Source organism: Pseudovibrio sp. Ad46, assembly GCF_001623065.1.
Lineage (GTDB): Bacteria > Pseudomonadota > Alphaproteobacteria > Rhizobiales > Stappiaceae > Pseudovibrio.
The window spans coordinates 1-17,600 of record NZ_LMCG01000050.1 but is presented as its reverse complement, the minus strand read 5'-3'; the positions used below and the strand labels follow the sequence as shown (position 1 = coordinate 17,600).

Below are 17,600 nucleotides of genomic sequence, written 5' to 3'. Positions count from 1 at the left end.
ACCGATTAGTGGCTTTATTAGGGCAATGAAAGAGTTTTCCCTGCCAACATTTACAAGTGTAATTGCTGAGAGAGACCACTTTGATGTCTGTCTTGAAACCTTACCCCATGCAAAAGGTCAAGCTATGATCGGTACCCCGATCAAAATTGCATGTAGTTTCCACACGAACAGGCCGTAGAAAATCAAACCGAGGCCTACGGAAATCACATCATTTCGCGTTGCGTTTGGGTAGTCCCGGCTTGGTGGATTGATACGCTCGCGGCGGGCAATGGTAATTCTTACAAGAATTGCCCAGATCAAAAATGAGCCAAACAACAACACAGAGTAAGGTTCACCGTTTGCAAACAAGTGAGCCACAGCCCAAAGCTTTGTTGCGTTGATCAACGGGTGCTTGGTGACGCGTGTGATATTACCCTTCAATTGAGAGGCAAAGAAGAGTGGAAAAACAGGCAGCATCAACAGCATGGTGACGTGACGACCCCAGCTTGGTGCGACATACCATGGCGCATAATCACCATTCCAGGCGGCACCGAAGCCATAGACGATTGCGACCAGAGCACCCAATGAAATGAGCGTGTACAGTCCGCGATATCCGTTGAACGACAGACGTTGAACCAACGTGTCCCGAAGCGCCGAGAACGACGGGATCAAATGCACCGCAAAAAATGCGGTGAGGCCTGAAATCAATAATGCCATAAATTGTTCTCCCCCAAGATCAATTGAGGGCAAAGGTATTTCACAGAGTGCTCAATTGCAAAACAATCTTTGGATCTGTCAAAATACTCAGCCTAAAGCAAAACCGGGTGCGCAACTGATCAGTCACGCACCCGGTTTTGCTGAAACACTCGCGATTTGAGAGTTTGCTTAAGTCAGGATCGGCATACCGATCAGCAGCGCATGTAGTTTCCAAACAAACAAACCGTAGAGGAGCATGCCCAACACAACGCTGATGATGTCATTGCGCAGAGCCTGTGGGAACTCTTCGACTGCAGTGTTTTTGCGATTGAATTTCTTCAAGGAGATCTGCGCCCAGATCGCCCAGACAAGAAAGCCACCGAACAAAGCAACGGAATATGGCTCACCATTGACCAGTAAATGGGAGATTGCCCAGATCTTTACTGCCAGAATAACGGGGTCTTTGGTCCACTTGGCGATGTTACCGCGAATAAACTTCGCAAAAACCAGAATGAAGACTGGTAAGAGCAATGTCATAGCCAGATGACGTAGCCAGAATGGCGTTACGTACAGCGGAAACAGGTCTTCCTCACGCGCCAGAACGAAGCCGTAGATCATGGAGAAAAGGCCTGTCAGCACGATCAGTGAGTAGATCGCCCGGTATGGATTCAGTCCAATGCGCTGAACGACTGAGTCACGAAACCCAGGAAAAGATGGGACGAAGTGAATTCCCAGAAAGATGAATAGCCCAACTAATAACAGCGTCATCGAGTGACCCTTTAGATTTGTATTTTACGTTAAAGCCCTTAGATAGGCTTGTGCACTGTGACCATACGCGGTGAAATATCAATAAGCCTGACCGTCGCTGCGTAAGGTGTTTTATACATTTACCCAATTCTTTTTCGCAGAACCCTTGAGCTCATGCTGCTTTTCTCGCTAAATCAGGGTGAGTTGTTTATCTGCATATATCATAACTTGACTGTTTGACTCCTATATTTGCGCAAGATCTAAGGTTTCACAAACAGAAACAGTGCCTGGAAAGTTCTATGTCCGAAAGTGACAGTGCAACAGAAACTAGTGAACGTCGCCGCGTTCGCCGTCGGCGTACGCTTAAGGAAGGGCGCATTGTTTTCGCGAGCCAGTCGATGGTTTTCGACTGTGTTATTCGAGATTTGTCCGATTTTGGTGCCCGCTTGAAGATGGAAACAACGATCGATATTCCCGATGAGTTTACACTCTATCTGGTTCATCTGCGCCAGCGCGTGCAAACCGAAGTCCGCTGGAGGACAGCGGATACACTGGGTGTAGAGTTTGTGGGCGAAAAAGAAACTGTTTCCAGCCTGATGAAAATCTAGTCCACTCCCTTAAACGCCCACTATGTTGGGCGTTTTGTTTTGCTTGCACAGTTTCTCAATTCGCGCTCATACTTACTACCTGACGGTTTGGGCGGGAGATGATCTGATGACACTGGCTCTCAATGATGCAGAGAAGTTACTTCTTGCACGAAAGGCAGAATTGACAGAACTCACTGCGATCTCTGAGGAAGATCGTGCAACGGTTGCTCTTGACCAACAGTCCGTTGGCCGCCTCTCGCGCATGGACGCTATGCAACGGCAAGCGATGGCTCAAGCCAACGACCGCCAACGCGCCAGAGAACTTCAGCGGATCGATAGCGCCCTGCAGCGGATCAAAGAGGAGGAGTACGGCTTCTGCCTTGAATGCGGAGACGACATTCCCGAAGCCCGACTGCGCGTAGACCCAGCCGCTCTTTATTGCATCAGCTGCGCGAAGTTGTTTGGGTAGCCTTGACGCTCAGACTACCTCTAACGCGCTCGCCAAATTGTACTGACACCCTTCTTATTTTCTCTTGCCCAGACAAGATCAAACTCTGAAGCCATCATTGAGAGGCCGTCTGTCTTACGGCGTAGGTCGAGGTAGATGATGCTCTGTTTTCTGGTAACTTGCTTCAATGTTTCAAAATACGTTGAAATTGGAAAATGCCAACCGTAAGCGAGAAAAGACACAACGACATCAAAAGTACCATCAGGAAACGCGTTATGATCCAAATTGATAAGACTGACGTTTTCAGGTGCAATCCCATTGAGCTGCAAATTTTCGGCTGTGCGCGTCAGGTCGTTGTATATTTCTGCATGAAGCTTAAAACCATATTTGATTTCTGTGTCTTTGCCATCTTTGTCTAAGCCGACGAAACAATGATCCGCCCCATAAAGCTCCTTTAAAACGAGCAGGCCAAATCCGAGGCCGCAGCCGATATCCAGAAAACGCCCTTTCGCAGCAAGACCCGGGACGTGATCCTTCAACATTCGAACAGCTTTGGCAATGTGTTTTCGGTATAGATGGAGGACTGCGTCTTCATCTTTGCCAATCAAATCGGTTCGCTGGCAAAGCAAGAGTTCTCTATGCTGTTCAGTTAGATATAACTCCGCATCAGGTAGATCCATTGACGACTGCCCCCAAATTTCAAAACATCAAACAGTATGAACGAACTTATAAAATTAGAAATCCATGCAAAATTAGAAGCCGAGTTGATCACTAGATAAGAAAAAACCGGGAAAGTTGCCCTCCCCGGTTTCTGTTTAACTTATTCCCACTCAATGGTTCCCGGAGGCTTTGAGGTCACATCATAAACGACGCGGTTAATACCGCGGACTTCGTTGATGATGCGGGTTGCAGCCCGGCCAAGGAATTCCATGTCATAGTGATAGAAATCTGCTGTCATGCCATCAACCGAGGTCACTGCACGCAAGGCACAGACGAACTCGTAGGTGCGACCATCGCCCATAACGCCAACGGTTTGAACTGGCAGCAGAACAGCGAATGCCTGCCAGATGGCGTCGTAGAGACCAGCTTTGCGGATTTCATCCAGATAGATGGCATCTGCCTGACGCAGGATATCCAGTTTCTCACGCGTGATACCGCCCGGACAGCGGATCGCAAGACCCGGACCTGGGAATGGGTGCCGTCCAATGAAGCTGTCTGGCAAACCCAATTCGCGACCAAGGTCACGAACTTCATCTTTGAACAGTTCACGAAGTGGCTCAACCAGCTGCATATTCATGCGCTCTGGCAAGCCGCCCACGTTGTGGTGTGACTTGATGGTCACGGATGGACCGCCCGTGAAGGATACACTCTCAATCACGTCAGGGTACAACGTGCCCTGTGCGAGGAAGTCTGCGCCGCCAAGCTTTTTCGCTTCTTCTTCGAAAACTTCAATGAAGAGCCTGCCGATGGTTTTGCGTTTGACTTCCGGATCGCTCTCGCCTTCCAGCTGACCAATGAACAGATCAGCAGCATCCACATGAACCAGCGGGATGTTGTAGTGATCTCGGAACATGGATAGAACCTGCTCCGTTTCACCCATACGCATCAAACCGTGATCAACATAGATACAAGTGAGCTGGTCGCCGATTGCTTCATGGATCAGCACTGCTGCAACAGAACTGTCAACGCCGCCAGACAGGCCGCAGATGACTTTTTTGTCGCCAACTTGCTGACGAATGCTCTCTATCGCCTGCTGACGATATTCAGCCATTGTCCAGTCGCCTGAGCAACCTGCAATCTTATGAGTGAAGTTCTCGATGAGCTTCGCACCATCGGGAGTGTGAACCACTTCTGGGTGGAACATAACACCATATTGCTTTTTGGCTTCATTTGCATAAGCAGCAAATGGTGCACCTTCAGAGGTTGCAATTGCCTCAAAACCTTCGGGCAGCTCCACAACACGGTCACCATGGCTCATCCAAACCTGATGTTTGGAGCCAATTTCGTCCCAAACCCCATCAAATAGTGGGCTTTTCCCTTTAATTTCAAGGAAGGCGCGGCCAAACTCGCGATGATCAGAGCCTTCCGCTTTGCCGCCATTTTGGACACAAAGGGTCATCTGACCATAACAGATTCCGAGAACAGGAATGCCTGCCTCGAATACGATCTGGGGTGCTCGTGGGCTCCCCATTTCAGTCGTGGATGCCGGACCACCTGACAGGATCACCGCCTTTGGATTCATCTCCTTAAAAGCAGCTTCTGCAGACTGGAACGGAACGATCTCGGAGTACACACCAGACTCGCGCACACGGCGCGCGATCAGCTGAGTGACCTGAGAACCAAAATCAATAATGAGGATGCGGTCTGTCATGCGCAGCTTCTACTCTGTGCGCATTGATTTGGAAAGGTCTTTTACGCGGAAAAATCGTGGTTCCGTTAAGGGCAGATGATGTTTTTCTGTGTGCTTTGTCCGAAGGTCCAGTCAGCTACAATATCGACTGCTCGTGTTCTTCGATACGGCTCATCATTTGCCCCAATCTGATGCGCTCCTGCACGTCTAACTGCGGCAGCAGATTCTTCTCCAGCTGTTCGAGTTGGGCCTCTAGAGCTCGCAAAACAACGCGTCCATCTTCTGCCAGGTTCAAACGGACAAGGCGACGGTCTCGAGGGTGCTCATGTTTTTTGATAAGATTTGCTTCTGACAGGCGCTTTACAGCACGCGATACAGCCACCGTATCCAATCCAATAACTGGCCCCAACTCCCGTACAGACACAGCACCCATCCGCTCCAGCGCACTCAGCACGAGCCACGAGGGAAGCGATAAACCATATTGCTTCTGTAAATGCTCGGAAAGCCGGCGCTCAATAAAGCGGCCAGTCGCGATGATGCGCAGAGGCAAATAGTTCAACAACTCGACGTTATGTTCGTCTTCAAACAAACTTGCCTGTGTCGTTATTTTCGCACGGTATTTCTCCGCCATAACCCTTTGCCCTGCGTCGGATGCTTTGCTTCATTCCATTGACCGATAAGAAAACGGAAAATGGTTAAGCTGTCTTGAATATTGGTGATTTTTCCCAGGCACTAGCCCCTGAATGTGGTTTTGATGCGTTCAATATCATCTATCCACGCCTTCCTTCAGGATCAACCCGTTCCACCTTTGACGCTGATTTGCCAACCGCTTAGGCTTCATCGTGCATAGATACGAATTTGATTCGCAGAATTGCCTGTCAGCAGATCCATCCGAATGGATCTACGGGCGGCACTGCCCAACGAGGGGGTCCGTAAAAGATGACAGAGACACTGCGCGGTACACCGGACACTAACGCCCGGCAAGAAAAAATCAATGCTGCACTTGATGCTATTGCCTACTTGGAACAGGACGAGCGCTTTGATGAAGTGATCCCAGTCTATCAGGATCTTGTTGGACGCTACCCTGATGATGTCGAGCTTCTTTTCAAGATGGCAACGATTATGTTGCGCAATGGAGATTTGAGGGAATCCGTCGCCCATTTGCGTAAAGTATTGTTCATGAAGCCAGAACACTTGGCTGCACGCTCCAACATGGGTAATGCGCTGCTTTTGCTGGGGTACCTGGAACAAGCTAAAGAAGCCTTTGATGCGGTGGTGGAAGCTGAGCCGGAGAACCGGAATGCGCTTTATGGGCTCGCAACCATTTTGATCAAGATGCATGGGCATGCAGAAGCAGAACCATATGCCCGACGCCTTGTTCAACTGATCCCAAACAGCGCCCCTGCTCTTTCACTTCTTGGCGATGCTTTGAGTGCGGAGACCAAGGCGGAAGCGGCAACCCTGAACTATCGGGCTGCGCTCAGAATTGACACGCAATATGTTCCTGCTCTGGTTGGCCTCGCGAAGCTACTCATCATTCGTAAAAAGAGTGAGGAGGCACTGGCGCATCTGGACAAGGCCCATGACCTGCAGCCTCGCAATGTTGAAGTGCTTGTCGCAATGGGGCACGCGTACTTGCTGGAAGAAAACACCTCCAGTGCTGTAGAAAGCTTTGAGCTGGCTCATGCGTGTGAGCCTGAGAACGCGGCTGCGCTCGTTCATCTGAGCATTGGCAAGCGCAAACTTGGTCTTGTTTATGCCGGAGTTTATCACGCGGCTGCCGCATGGCGGCTTGCACCAGGCAATAAGCAAGTCAGCAACGCACTTGGCGCAGCTCTTGCAGCAGCTGGTGCCACTGATGCCGCTCGCGATGTCTTGACCTCTTCATCCAGAAACAGTCAGTTTTTAGAGGCGACTGAAGCTGCGATCAAAGAGGTCGAGTATCTTGCTGAGCAAGGTTATGAGCGGCCTGTACGCGAGGAGAAAGTTATACCCGAGCCTTCAGAGCACAGCAAAAGCATAGAAGCCAGAGCTTTGGAAGAGGCCGGTGAAAGCATATTTGAGGCACAGAGTGAAGATGCCGCTTCTGAAGAGCTGGCGGAAGATGTCGTCAAGGGTAAATCTGAGGTACCTGATGAGCTTGAAGAGAAAGCCTCCAGCTAATCACATGGTTTATTTGCCGTTTCGAAACATGTCGCATTTCATATGCGACATGTTTTTTTATTAAAGCCAAGGTACTGATATCAAATACGTTCCATCATCGCGATGAAGAAGCCATCAGTACCGGTATGATAAGGCGTCAGAGTGATCATACCGCCATCCTTAAACAGTGGACGACGGGATGCTATTGCACCAAAATGCTCTTCCCAAACCGGCGCTAGATCAACAAGCTTGAAGTCAGCGTGCTTTTCAAGGAACGCTTTGACTTGCAGCTGATTTTCCGCTGGCACCAAAGAGCAAGTTGCATAAATCAGCTTGCCACCTGAACGCACAAAGCGTGTCGCAGTCTCCAGAACCTGCGCCTGATCTTCAACACGTCCATTCAGAGCGTTTTCGGTTACACGCCACTTGGTATCTGGACGACGACGCCATACACCAGTGCCTGAACAAGGAGCATCCACGAACACGCGATCCATCTTGCCTTCGCAGATATCAAGAGAACCGGTTTGCGGATCAATCGTCTGGATATTTCGCACCCCTGCGCGGGCCATGCGGTCATAAAGTGGTGCTAGACGCGTCTTATGGGCATCATAAGCGTAGATCTGTCCTTTGTTCTGCATTTGCGCAGCTAAAGCGAGGCTTTTACCGCCCCCACCTGCGCATAGATCCAGAACCTGTTCACCCGGTTGAGCGCCTGACAGGATGGACGCGATCTGAGAGGCCTCATCCTGCAATTCAAACCAGCCTTTGCGAAAGCTTTCTTCAGCCTGAACGTGAGGTGATTTGCGTGGCCCAATTACAGGTTCAAGACGAACGCCGACGGGAGACAATCCACTTACTTCTGGATGAAGGTGAGACAAACGCTTGAGGACTTTTTCCTGCGAGCTTTTGACAGTGTTCACGCGCATATCAATCGGCGCACGTTCAGAAAGAGAACGCCCAACGGCCAGCGTCTCGTCACCAAAGTTATCCTGAAAGTGCGGCCAGAGCCATTCTGGAACATTTGCTGAAATCTGGTCGTCATCGCCGACTTGCTTGTTTTCAATCAATGCGTCACGTTCAGCGTCGGAAAGCGCTTCTGGTGCGTGACGGTCTTCTTCCATCACCTGCTCCAACTTTTCCACCTGATTGCCCCAGCCCCAGATGTAGGTTGCCAAAACAAGCGCGCGCGCACTGTCAGATCCCATCGCCTGAGCATGGGAGAGTTTGTGGCGCAGCGCATCAAACACCAGATTGCCGATAGCAACCCGATCACCGGATCCTGCAAACCTATGCTTGTTGCCCCAGTCCTTCAGGGCTTCCTGCACAGGACGGCGGCGCTCATTAATCTCTGTCAGCACTTCAATTGCAGCCGCAATTCGTCCACCGTCGCGCATGAATGATCCTTAATTCCGTGAATTCTATTTTACGATTTATTTGTTTGGCTTTGCAGCGTGTATGCCAATACTCAAGGCTTTTCAATAGTGCATAGCATGTGTGAGGCAAACCTCACATCAACTCATTCAACAATTTCTTGGGTGTTGCATAACTCATATATGCTGAATTTAGCAGATAACAGTAAAAATACAGATATTTACGGCCTGCTTCCGCTACCTCATGACACATAGCGCATTTTAATAAAAACGTAGATCCTGCCTCGCAACTCATCAGATCACTGTAAACAATGCGTGTTGCGTTTCATGTTTTATCAGGTCTCCATCTTTCTGCTTGGCAATGCAATATTGTATTTCCTGAAAGCAGACCTCATCGGTGCTTCGATTGCATCCAACTCATCAGTTGGTTTGAAGCAGAACCATTACGTGTTTGCAGCAGGCGCATTTACTATGGATGCGTTGCTCTCTTCGGTTCTGACACTGGGATGCCTTGCTCTTCTGGAACTAGCATTTTCTGTCTCAGCAACATGGTATTACTCAGTGGTGTGCCTTTTGACATATTTAAGCATCCTGAGCTTCTTCACTCTCAGAATTCACCGATAACTGCGACATAAAAAATGGCTCACCCGAAACCAGAATGAGCCATCTAATTATTAGCATTTGATTGTTATCAGGCGCTTTTTACATTGCGCAAGAAGCTTGCAATGTTGTCCCGCAACAGGTCTGCTTGCTTATTCAGGATCTGAGAGGATGACAGTACCTGACTTGCAGTTGCGCTGGTTTCTGATGCGGCAGATGATACACCCGCCATGCCTTCAGCAACATTTTGAGTGCCTACAGCTGCTTGCTGCACGTTCTCACTAATCTCAGTGGTTGCGGCCCCCTGCTGCTCAACAGCAGCTGCGATAGTTGCTGTGATATCATTGACGTCAGACATGGTTTTGGTGATCGCGCTGATTGCACCAACGGCTTCCTGAGACGAATTCTGAATGCCTACAATTTGGCTGGAGATTTCTTCGGTCGCCTTTGAGGTCTGATTGGCCAACTCTTTCACTTCAGCTGCAACAACAGCAAAGCCCTTGCCAGCTTCGCCGGCACGAGCTGCCTCAATGGTCGCATTCAGAGCCAACAAGTTGGTTTGCTCTGCGATCGCTTGGATGAGTGTGACCACTTCGCCAATACGCTGCGCAGCACTATCCAGACTGGAGACTTTATCATTTGTGACCTGGGCCGTAGATGTAGCATCTGCGACGACTTTCTGAGTCTGACCGACCTGGCGACTAATCTCATCAATGGATGCGGCCAGCTCTTCTGCTGCCGACGCTACCGTTTGTACATTGGTAGACGCTTCCTCAGAAGAGGCGGCAGCCGTTGTTGATTGCTCAGTGGCATGCTCAGCGATGCCAGTCAGTGCCTTGGCAGAGACTTCCATTTCAGTTGAGTTATCCGCGACTGTCGTCAGACTTTCCTGAATGGTCTCATCAAAGTCAGTAATAAGCTCATCAATATGCTTTTGGCGAAGTGCACGGGCTTCTTGCTCCTGTTCGGATTCACTTTGCAGATTCATGCGCTCAACTGCATTGCTAACAAAGACTTCCAAAGCCTTCGCCATCTGTCCGATCTCGTCTTTACGGTCAGTGAAGGCGACAGGATCATCTACATTGCCCTTTGTCAGAGAGTTCATCCGTGCAGTGATACCGACAACAGGTCTTGCAATGGAGGAGCCAACAAACCAGAGAACGACGACACCAAAGGCAAGACAGATAAGCGCCGTAATGATAGCGTTGTTTCGTGTTGCGTTGGCAGCGGCGAGTAGTTCAGACTTATCCACGGACACAATTGCGGACCAGACCTGCTCTGTACCACGCAGTGTCAGCGGATAGGTCGCTATTTCCTTATCACCAAGCTCAACAACAGTTGGCTGCGTACCTGCCTCAGTGAGGAGTTGAGCAATCTCTGCTGGGATTTCTTCGCCTTTCAACTCCGAATTGGAGTGAGCTACCCATTTGCTATCGTTGCTAACGAGGCCGACAAACCCACTTTTGAATTTTCTGGAAGCTTCCAGACTTGCGATCAAGCCGTTAAGGAACACGTCGCCAGTGATGACACCAATTGCATTACCATTGCCATTGAAGATAGGTGACGACATGGAGACAGCCATTACGGTGTCCCCTTGTGATTCAAAGCTGTACGGCGGTGTGACAACGTCGTGACCCAGTCTGAGCGGAAGACCATACCAGCTATCAGCATCAGCTTCGTCCGCACCTGCAATACGCCACCCAACCTTGCCATCCTTGCGAGAGAAGTAAGGTGAGAAACGGCCGGTTTTTCCGGAATAATCCTGACCAGCGTGGCTAGCATCTTCGCCAATCATATTTGACTCGAAGGAGGTGGTCAGGCCATCAATGGACGGATTGTTGGCAAAGAAGTCTCGGGCGATCTGGGCGATCTGCTCACGAGTTAGATCGGCATGGCGCAATGTTTGTTCGAGCTGGTCTGCAAAACTTGCCGTGATAATTTGTGCTTCGCTAATTGTTTGATTGGCCAGATCCGCTTGAACCTGGGCATTCTCAATAAGTAATTCCTGACCGGCCTCTTCTGAGGAATTGGACATAAGGACGGAAACAACTGTGATAAGTGCAATAAAGCCAAGCAAAAACACGGCATTCGCAGCGGCGAATATCCTTAGGCGCAGTGACATGATTATTTTCCATTGAATTAGTTCAATTTATTCTCAACCTCTCTATCCCTGAAAAATTAATTGCAACTTAAGTCTAGTTCTTTTCAAAGGAAATCTAGTAATACATTTTGACGCACTCACCTGATACCTATTTAAACCATTGCATTATATAAACTAATTACCTCAAACGAATATCTTACCAATATACAAAACTAAATTCTCTACGTGAGATCACTCTAGATATAGATGAATATTTATATTTAATGTGCACGCATCACATATCTAAAAAATCAACTATGGCACGCATTTCGATACTTCAAATTACTTTGCCGGCGAAATTTAATCTAATATATTTGCTCAGTTACGCGCCTTTGCAGCCTTAGGCCAAGAAGCGCAATTACACCCCCACTGCAGGTCAGATCATTTACCTACTTTCTAAATGGCCGTTTCGGCCGTGGCTATGACAAAGCGCCAGCTGAACTGAAGCCAACCATCCTCACCATCTCAAGGATGGAACATGCTGCTCGTTCAGCGAGAAGCAATCAATCTTAGAACCCTTTCAACCCAAATCACGGGACACCCAAATGGCAGATGCAGGCGGCGGCGCAGTTGGGCAACTCAGAGCCTTTGTAGAGTGCATTGAGCGCCTCGAAGAAAAAAGGCCATCCTCGCAGATGACATCAAGGACGTTTACGCAGAAGCCAAGGGCAACGGCTTTGACGTGAAAGTCATGTGCAAAATCGTATCCCTTCGCAAACGCAAACCTCATGAGCGCGAGGAAGAAGAAGCGATCCTCGATCTCTACCTCGACGCCCTCGGCATGACAGGTCCTGTCGCGGAGAATGCTTAAGCATGACAGAGCCGATGAACTTCATTCCGTTGCCAGAGGGCAACTACATCAACCTGACACCCCCGGCCTCCTCCAGGATCACCTGGCGTACTCTGGGCATTGTGTTGGGCCGCGTGGCTGCCCTGCACAATCTGACGGATACGTTCTTTTCGCAGGCGCAGTTCAACATAATGGCAGCGCGGTTCACACCGCGCGCTCTCCGGCCCTTGATGATGACGACCGGCCTACAGGTCATCCTGGCGCATCTGGCTTACACGGAAGCTGAATGCGATCAGGCTCAAACATTGGTGCACCGTCCAACCGGTGGCCTGTGTGAGCTGGCAAAAGCTTTGAGTGAGCTCATTCCGCGCCAGGACAAGCTAAGCATGGTTGAAACCGCCAAGCTGGAGGAGATCCGCCGAGCAGCGGTAACGACCACCCTCAACCAACTCTCCCGCAGAAGCATGTCAGGCCCAACCCTGCCGTTAACCTCCACCATCATACCCCAAAGCCTTGAAATGGCCGCTCTGGACTGGGCGGAGATGATGGAAGAGAGCTGTGCAAACTTCCAACCGAAAGGGGTAGCCGCATGAACCCGATCGAACTTCTCACCACAGCAGAAGCCGCAGACCGCCTGAGAATTTCCCCGCAAACCCTAAACATATGGCGTTGCAAGGGAACGGGACCTGCGTTCTGCAAAATCGGACGTACTGTGCGCTACACCACTGAAGCGCTTCAAGAGTACCTTATCCAAAACACCTGCAGGCACACGGGAGGTTGAAACCTTCCCCTGCAATCAGTCGCGTGAAACAGCATCCAGAACAAGGAGGCCAATCCAGGGAAAACCAATGCGCTTGAAGTACTTACGAAACTCAATACTGTAATTTGCACAGTTTTACACCGAATGACTCATACATGTAAAATATACGAAGAACAGCCCCACATAATATATGTAATGATTAAATATACTAATGAATACTATTTATGTAATTAAATATTGCAAGAATCATATTTAATTTTATACTTACATGATTGCTTTTATATTAAAGGATGTAGAAAATGTGTAAATTATGCATGATGAATCAACTACATGTAACTGCAGAAAGCATATCCTACAACTCAAGCGTAACGGAGCAAAAAGCGGCCCTCAGCGCGCAAGCTGCCGATCAGGTTACAACACAGGTCGAGGTGGCGGATTTCTTCGCAAATACTCTAGTCTTGAATGAGGGAGAAGATGCTGACGCAGGGCCGTCGACGCAATACCTCATTGCCGCAGGGGATAGCTTTTCAGGTACACTTGAAACCAATGGGGACCGCGACTGGGTGGCGATCGACCTTAGTGCGGGATCAAATTATACGATCAACCTTAATGGGAGCGGAGCTGCGCCGGTTACAGATACTTATTTAAGAATATACGATGCCTCCGGAAACCTAGTTGCGTTTGACGATGACGGCGGGTCTGGTTTAAATTCATCTTTAGACTTCCTGGCATCCACGTCAGGCAGATTTTACATCAGCGCCGCTGCCTACTCAGATGGGCAGACCGGAAGTTATACTGTCAGTGTGGAGGAGACCTTGCCTCCATCACCGCTGGATGCGCTCGATTGGGGTGGTTCAGCTGTAGATACAACAAATATTTCTGTCTACTTTGCGCAAGCTGGCGAAGTTTTTGATGGCCAAAGTTCAGATGGCTGGACGCAGGCGCAGATTGATGGGGCGATGGCGTCGTTAAACGACTTATCGCAAGGGACAAATCTCACTTTTTCGGTAGCAAGCAGCTCAAATAATGCAGAGTTTAAATTTGTAACATCTGCCTTTGGCGGCAGTACTTATGCTTATATGAATCCTCCGAGTGAAGCAAATCCAGGTGTAGCCGTTTTCAATACCTCTAATATGAATTTAGCAAACCTAGATCCAGGCTCACTTGAGTACTTTGTGTTTCAACATGAAGTTGGTCATGGACTGGGTATGGCGCACCCTCATGATACTGGTGGCGGTTCCAGTGTGATGAACGGGGTTTCTAGCTCACGCGGCGATTACGGTGACTTCGATCTCAATCAAGGTATCTATACCATGATGAGTTATAATGTCGGCCATGCAGAGCTTTATCCGGAATGGCCGAGTACTTATGGCGCGACGGTGGGCCCTATGGCGTTCGACTTGGCGCTTCTACAGGAGAAATACGGAGCAAAAGACGCGAATATAGATAATAATACATATCTCCTACCAGAACTTAACGGTTCGGGCACATTTTATTCGTGCATCTGGGACACCGGCGGCATCGATACAATCGCGTATACGGGCTTCAGCAGCGTCAATATCTCGCTTGTAGCCGCTACTCTTGATTACAGCAGCACAGGCGGTGGTGTACTCTCCTATGCAGAGGGTGTACGCGGAGGGTATACCATCGCCAATGGTGTTGAGATAGAAAATGCTTCTGGTGGCGCTGGCAGTGATACTGTGGTTGGAAACTCCTTGGAGAATGTACTTCAGGGCTTCTCCGGCGATGATTTCCTTGATGGAGCTCAAGGAGATGACCTTTTAGAGGGTGGTGCGGGACGTGATACCTTTAGTTTCACGAGTATAGGTGACACTGACACTATTGCTGACTTTCAGGACACAATTGACTTTATTCAGCTCGGCTCTGAATTTGGCGCGGACTCCTTTACAGAGCTGTCTTTGACCAATAGAGATGCCGACGTCATTGTCGCCTTTGGAGATAGTGAGATCATTTTACAAAATACGGATCTCTCACTTATTGGCGCCGAGGACTTCATCTTCGTATAATTTAGAATCCCAACATTGGGGTGTAAGGTAAGCGTTTGGTGAAGGCGACCTACCAACCAGCAATGGGCCCTGTTACGCTGACTTTGCAGCGTAACACCACAGCATGAGGTCGTTGATGTGAGTGATCTTGTGATCAGCGATTTGGATCAGAAACCACGTGAGCCAGGCTTGAAGGGTCCAAATTCTTGAGCTTGGCTGTTTCGATGAAGGTATAGGCGATTGCCGCAGCTTTGCCGCCACCTTCTGATCCCATGAAGAGATAATTTTTCCGCCCAAGAGCCGCAGGTCTCATTGCCCGCTCAGCGGTGTTGTTGTCAAGCTCCAGCGAGCCATTGTCGAGATAAGGCCATGTTTTGGGCGGCCGCGTGAGGGCCAACAACGGACATTCGAGGGTTTCCATCAAGAGTTGAGGCAAGATCCGAACGCTGATGCCGTGGAGCGTTTCAAAGACCGCTTGTCACACATCAGTTTGGATCCCTTCTAGCATGAGAGCCCAACGCGGGCGCTTAACAGAACGCAGAGCTCTCAGACGCAATCTGGGCTATGCACGAAACAACTACCGAAACCTATCTACACGCAAAATTAGCAAACCTATTCAGATCGGCTCTACGCAGAACGCACGCTATTCACCCAAAGTGACATTGAACCCTGAATGTTGAGGTTGCCTCTAAATGGCTTAGAGCCTACCAATAGTAAATACCGGCTTTTGGGGCGGTTGGCCTACCTCCACTAATTACTTTTTTTGCCATGATTTCAATAGAAGTCTTTGCTGTTGAGGGTGATATGCGGCGCAGTCTTTATAGCTGGTTCAAAGGAAAGCAAAAGAAACCTCCTTCATCTACGTCCACACATCAGCTTGACTTTGAGTCCCATGTCCCAATCGGTGCTCAAGTTAAGGAAATTGCATTGAAAATGCAGGAGGAGAGTAGTCCAGAGAAGCGATACACTTATGATGAATTACACGACATCATTGTTGAAACTAAAACTCTTGCGATTGGCATGGCACGTGTCTATCCACCCGACCCAACAAAATTTGCATCCTCCTACTTAGGAGGATTGCCCCGATTACCTGCGGATGTTGCTTGGCCTCGGGATCCTATCTCAAACAAACCACGGATGTTTCTAGGCCAAATTGATTGTGCAACCTTACCTCGCTCAACGGAGCGTTATTGGTTGCCTAAAAGCGGTACGCTTTGGTTCTTTGCTGGCCCAGATTTAAACGCATACTTTGATGCGACTGAAACTGATACCGACGAAAGCCATGTTATCTATCGTGGTATAGATGCGAGTTTTCTTTCAGAGCGCAATCCGCCTGATGCTCCCCCATGGTGGGAAGGTCCATGGGGTGAAGGTAAATCGGGTCCGGTATTTGGCCCCCAGAAACTCCATGAAATCAAAGAAGGGCCATTCCCGACGGTACTCGCAAAATGGCCGCTAGAGTTTGCCTTATTCAATAGTTATCGCGATGACTGGAACCAAAGCAGCGCACTCGAAAGTGAAGGTAAAACAGAAGAGGCTAACTCTTCAGATATACCTCGCATTAAGCGAATTGCTTTTAATTGCAGTGAGCAATCAGCTTTGCGCGAAATACATACTAAATTACTCTGGGAAAGCTGGATTGCAACTTTTGGAGTAAGTGAGACAAGAACTGATCCGCATTTTCGACAAGCACCTTGGGAGGGAACGTTAGATACCCCAATCACTTGGCTCGCAGTTCGCAGATTTTGCGTTACTATGAACCATGACCTAAAGCATAAGCTAAAGAAAGAGGAGTTAAGTTCCGAAAATGAAGAACTTATTCTGCGTGCCATTCACCACCTATCGTTTTGGCTGAATGAGGCCGACAAGCACCCCATTATGGGAGTGATGCCAGATAATCGACGTCTGGAGTTTCTGAACTCGTTAAAATCTATTGCAGACACCAGCAATCGGGAGTTTGACCTCAGAAAGTCAGTGCTAGATCTTAGGCAAACTATCTTAGGCAGAGAATTGAACCGATCTATTCACGATGTTTTAAAAGACCAAATTTGGCACCCTGAATGTGGCCCAAGTGGCTTTCCACCAGAAATAGTTTGGTATGAGAGCCATTATCACAAACCATTGAGCCGTGTTGAGGTTTTTCCTACACGCAATCCGGATGGGCCATATGAACGCGTGCAATACCATTCATTGTTCCATCGGTTTTTAGGCGCCCAAACAATCATTTACCGTAATGAGAACCCACCTGATGGGTACATACTCTTAGCTGAATTTAGCTACGATGATGGAATGCGTTTGATAATCGGGGACGTGAATAGTTTAACTATTTGGATCCACCCTGATCATCTGTTGAACCGGGATTTCTCAAAGGTATCGATTGTTGCCAGTTATGGAAAAGACACCGTTATGCATGATCAACTTTTGGAAGAAATGCGCGAAAAAACTTGGTAAGTTTGTTCCACATCGGTCCACATGGCTTCGACAGGGAAATGGGCAAAGACAATATCCAGTTCAATGTGCAGTTTCTTAATGACTTAGTTAATCGGTTCTCAACCACGGTTGGAAACATGCGAAGGTCTGCAATGCTCACGCGCTACGTGTCAGGAATGTCTAGAAGTTCGGGCCATTAAGTATGGACCGCCTGCATTTCGCAAGAGAGTTTTTACTTGGAACCTTGAAGTCGCTACTATGTATCCGACCTGTTTATCGGCACGCGGGCCGTGGCCTTGATGGTAATACGCACGTACCTACAGTCTAATTAGCGGACAGGTTACTTATGAACCATTATGGCCCTCTGACTTTGAGTGCGTTCTTTCTTCCGTTCCATGCTTATGCTCTGTCGCGAACTTTTAAGGAGGTGTCCGTCGTCAAAGATAGTTGGACAAAATTGGCTTTCGATTAGTGGAGTGTCTGGCCCAATTGCGTGTTGATGTTAAGCGGCTTGTGCGTGGTAGCGCAAGCGTCGGTTTTGAATAGTTCTGCGTT

16 protein-coding genes and 1 pseudogene are annotated in these 17,600 nt (G+C 48.8%); 9 read left to right on the top strand and 8 right to left on the bottom strand.

The genetic code is table 11. The features are described from left to right. Positions 1-117: 117 nt before the first annotated feature. Both PsAD46_RS14730 and PsAD46_RS14725 read right to left on the bottom strand, forming a co-directional pair. Positions 118-696, bottom strand: coding sequence for an NnrU family protein (locus PsAD46_RS14730; RefSeq protein ID WP_063291844.1), 579 nt, complete (start codon positions 694-696; stop codon positions 118-120). A gap of 168 nt (positions 697-864) precedes the next feature. Next, a complete protein-coding gene (locus PsAD46_RS14725; protein ID WP_063307237.1) occupies positions 865-1,443 on the bottom strand; it encodes an NnrU family protein in 579 nt (192 codons plus the stop codon). Positions 1,444-1,721: 278 nt separating this feature from the next. Here PsAD46_RS14725 and PsAD46_RS14720 point away from each other — a divergent pair, with 278 nt between their 5' ends. Continuing rightward, positions 1,722-2,030 (top strand): PilZ domain-containing protein, encoded by a 309-nt coding sequence (locus tag PsAD46_RS14720; protein ID WP_057460940.1) that lies wholly within the window; start codon positions 1,722-1,724, stop codon positions 2,028-2,030. Positions 2,031-2,136: 106 nt separating this feature from the next. Next, the gene (locus PsAD46_RS14715) at positions 2,137-2,478 is read left to right on the top strand and encodes a TraR/DksA family transcriptional regulator (RefSeq protein WP_063307416.1); all 342 of its coding nucleotides are present in this window, start codon (positions 2,137-2,139) and stop codon (positions 2,476-2,478) included. 20 nt (positions 2,479-2,498) lie between these two features. On the opposite strand, the gene PsAD46_RS14710 is transcribed toward PsAD46_RS14715, so the two are convergent. The 3 genes from PsAD46_RS14710 to PsAD46_RS14700 all read right to left on the bottom strand — a co-directional run bounded on the left by PsAD46_RS14710 (position 2,499) and on the right by PsAD46_RS14700 (position 5,438). Further along, positions 2,499-3,137, bottom strand: coding sequence for a class I SAM-dependent methyltransferase (locus PsAD46_RS14710; protein WP_063307236.1), 639 nt, complete (start codon positions 3,135-3,137; stop codon positions 2,499-2,501). A 140-nt stretch (positions 3,138-3,277) separates the two neighbouring features. Continuing rightward, a complete protein-coding gene (guaA, locus tag PsAD46_RS14705) occupies positions 3,278-4,828 on the bottom strand; it encodes a glutamine-hydrolyzing GMP synthase (protein WP_063291841.1) in 1,551 nt (516 codons plus the stop codon). A 115-nt stretch (positions 4,829-4,943) separates the two neighbouring features. Beyond that, complete coding sequence (locus PsAD46_RS14700) at positions 4,944-5,438, bottom strand: MarR family transcriptional regulator (protein WP_057460936.1); 495 nt, start codon at positions 5,436-5,438, stop codon at positions 4,944-4,946. 308 nt (positions 5,439-5,746) lie between these two features. On the opposite strand from PsAD46_RS14700, the gene PsAD46_RS14695 reads away from it, so the two are divergent. After that, complete coding sequence (locus PsAD46_RS14695; RefSeq protein ID WP_063307235.1) at positions 5,747-6,970, top strand: tetratricopeptide repeat protein; 1,224 nt, start codon at positions 5,747-5,749, stop codon at positions 6,968-6,970. Between the two features lie 80 nt (positions 6,971-7,050). Here the strand turns inward: PsAD46_RS14695 and PsAD46_RS14690 are convergent, their stop codons facing one another. Continuing rightward, on the bottom strand, positions 7,051-8,343 hold the full coding sequence (locus PsAD46_RS14690; RefSeq protein ID WP_063291839.1) for an RsmB/NOP family class I SAM-dependent RNA methyltransferase: 1,293 nt from the start codon (positions 8,341-8,343) through the stop codon (positions 7,051-7,053). A gap of 303 nt (positions 8,344-8,646) precedes the next feature. Here PsAD46_RS14690 and PsAD46_RS14685 point away from each other — a divergent pair, with 303 nt between their 5' ends. Beyond that, positions 8,647-8,943, top strand: a complete 297-nt coding sequence (locus PsAD46_RS14685) for a hypothetical protein (RefSeq protein ID WP_063291838.1) — start codon at positions 8,647-8,649, stop codon at positions 8,941-8,943. Positions 8,944-9,010: 67 nt separating this feature from the next. Here PsAD46_RS14685 and PsAD46_RS14680 read toward each other — a convergent pair whose 3' ends face one another. After that, positions 9,011-11,041 carry a methyl-accepting chemotaxis protein gene (locus PsAD46_RS14680; protein WP_063307234.1) on the bottom strand — a complete coding sequence of 677 codons (2,031 nt, stop codon included), beginning with the start codon at positions 11,039-11,041 and terminating at the stop codon, positions 9,011-9,013. Positions 11,042-11,604: 563 nt separating this feature from the next. On the opposite strand from PsAD46_RS14680, the pseudogene PsAD46_RS14675 reads away from it, so the two are divergent. The 4 genes and pseudogenes from PsAD46_RS14675 to PsAD46_RS14665 all read left to right on the top strand — a co-directional run bounded on the left by PsAD46_RS14675 (position 11,605) and on the right by PsAD46_RS14665 (position 14,636). Continuing rightward, positions 11,605-11,870: pseudogene (locus PsAD46_RS14675) on the top strand (DUF2312 domain-containing protein). Between the two features lie 2 nt (positions 11,871-11,872). Next, complete coding sequence (locus PsAD46_RS14670) at positions 11,873-12,442, top strand: hypothetical protein (protein WP_063307233.1); 570 nt, start codon at positions 11,873-11,875, stop codon at positions 12,440-12,442. Continuing rightward, positions 12,439-12,630 carry a helix-turn-helix domain-containing protein gene (locus tag PsAD46_RS28745; protein ID WP_084404426.1) on the top strand — a complete coding sequence of 64 codons (192 nt, stop codon included), beginning with the start codon at positions 12,439-12,441 and terminating at the stop codon, positions 12,628-12,630. The genes PsAD46_RS14670 and PsAD46_RS28745 overlap by 4 nt, the downstream gene beginning before the upstream one ends. 278 nt (positions 12,631-12,908) lie before the next feature. Next, on the top strand, positions 12,909-14,636 hold the full coding sequence (locus PsAD46_RS14665) for a M10 family metallopeptidase C-terminal domain-containing protein (protein ID WP_084404425.1): 1,728 nt from the start codon (positions 12,909-12,911) through the stop codon (positions 14,634-14,636). Between the two features lie 133 nt (positions 14,637-14,769). On the opposite strand, the gene PsAD46_RS14660 is transcribed toward PsAD46_RS14665, so the two are convergent. Beyond that, the gene (locus tag PsAD46_RS14660) at positions 14,770-15,036 is read right to left on the bottom strand and encodes a transposase (protein WP_063291834.1); all 267 of its coding nucleotides are present in this window, start codon (positions 15,034-15,036) and stop codon (positions 14,770-14,772) included. Between the two features lie 383 nt (positions 15,037-15,419). Here PsAD46_RS14660 and PsAD46_RS14655 point away from each other — a divergent pair, with 383 nt between their 5' ends. Continuing rightward, positions 15,420-17,066: a DUF1963 domain-containing protein gene (locus tag PsAD46_RS14655; protein WP_063291833.1), complete on the top strand. Its 1,647-nt coding sequence runs from the start codon at positions 15,420-15,422 to the stop codon at positions 17,064-17,066. The last annotated feature ends 534 nt before the right edge of the window (positions 17,067-17,600 follow it).

What these genes read in the sequence shown, in the direction of transcription:
- guaA (WP_063291841.1), bottom strand. Translation starts at nt 4,828, where the DNA reads ATGACAGACCGCATCCTCATTATTGATTTTGGTTCTCAGGTCACTCAG.
- PsAD46_RS14715 (WP_063307416.1), top strand. Translation starts at nt 2,137, where the DNA reads ATGACACTGGCTCTCAATGATGCAGAGAAGTTACTTCTTGCACGAAAG.
- PsAD46_RS14685 (WP_063291838.1), top strand. Translation starts at nt 8,647, where the DNA reads ATGTTTTATCAGGTCTCCATCTTTCTGCTTGGCAATGCAATATTGTAT.
- PsAD46_RS14700 (WP_057460936.1), bottom strand. Translation starts at nt 5,438, where the DNA reads ATGGCGGAGAAATACCGTGCGAAAATAACGACACAGGCAAGTTTGTTT.
- PsAD46_RS14680 (WP_063307234.1), bottom strand. Translation starts at nt 11,041, where the DNA reads ATGTCACTGCGCCTAAGGATATTCGCCGCTGCGAATGCCGTGTTTTTG.
- PsAD46_RS14655 (WP_063291833.1), top strand. Translation starts at nt 15,420, where the DNA reads ATGCGGCGCAGTCTTTATAGCTGGTTCAAAGGAAAGCAAAAGAAACCT.
- PsAD46_RS14710 (WP_063307236.1), bottom strand. Translation starts at nt 3,137, where the DNA reads ATGGATCTACCTGATGCGGAGTTATATCTAACTGAACAGCATAGAGAA.
- PsAD46_RS14720 (WP_057460940.1), top strand. Translation starts at nt 1,722, where the DNA reads ATGTCCGAAAGTGACAGTGCAACAGAAACTAGTGAACGTCGCCGCGTT.
- PsAD46_RS14695 (WP_063307235.1), top strand. Translation starts at nt 5,747, where the DNA reads ATGACAGAGACACTGCGCGGTACACCGGACACTAACGCCCGGCAAGAA.
- PsAD46_RS14730 (WP_063291844.1), bottom strand. Translation starts at nt 696, where the DNA reads ATGGCATTATTGATTTCAGGCCTCACCGCATTTTTTGCGGTGCATTTG.
- PsAD46_RS14725 (WP_063307237.1), bottom strand. Translation starts at nt 1,443, where the DNA reads ATGACGCTGTTATTAGTTGGGCTATTCATCTTTCTGGGAATTCACTTC.
- PsAD46_RS14690 (WP_063291839.1), bottom strand. Translation starts at nt 8,343, where the DNA reads ATGCGCGACGGTGGACGAATTGCGGCTGCAATTGAAGTGCTGACAGAG.
- PsAD46_RS28745 (WP_084404426.1), top strand. Translation starts at nt 12,439, where the DNA reads ATGAACCCGATCGAACTTCTCACCACAGCAGAAGCCGCAGACCGCCTG.
- PsAD46_RS14670 (WP_063307233.1), top strand. Translation starts at nt 11,873, where the DNA reads ATGACAGAGCCGATGAACTTCATTCCGTTGCCAGAGGGCAACTACATC.
- PsAD46_RS14665 (WP_084404425.1), top strand. Translation starts at nt 12,909, where the DNA reads ATGTGTAAATTATGCATGATGAATCAACTACATGTAACTGCAGAAAGC.
- PsAD46_RS14660 (WP_063291834.1), bottom strand. Translation starts at nt 15,036, where the DNA reads ATGGAAACCCTCGAATGTCCGTTGTTGGCCCTCACGCGGCCGCCCAAA.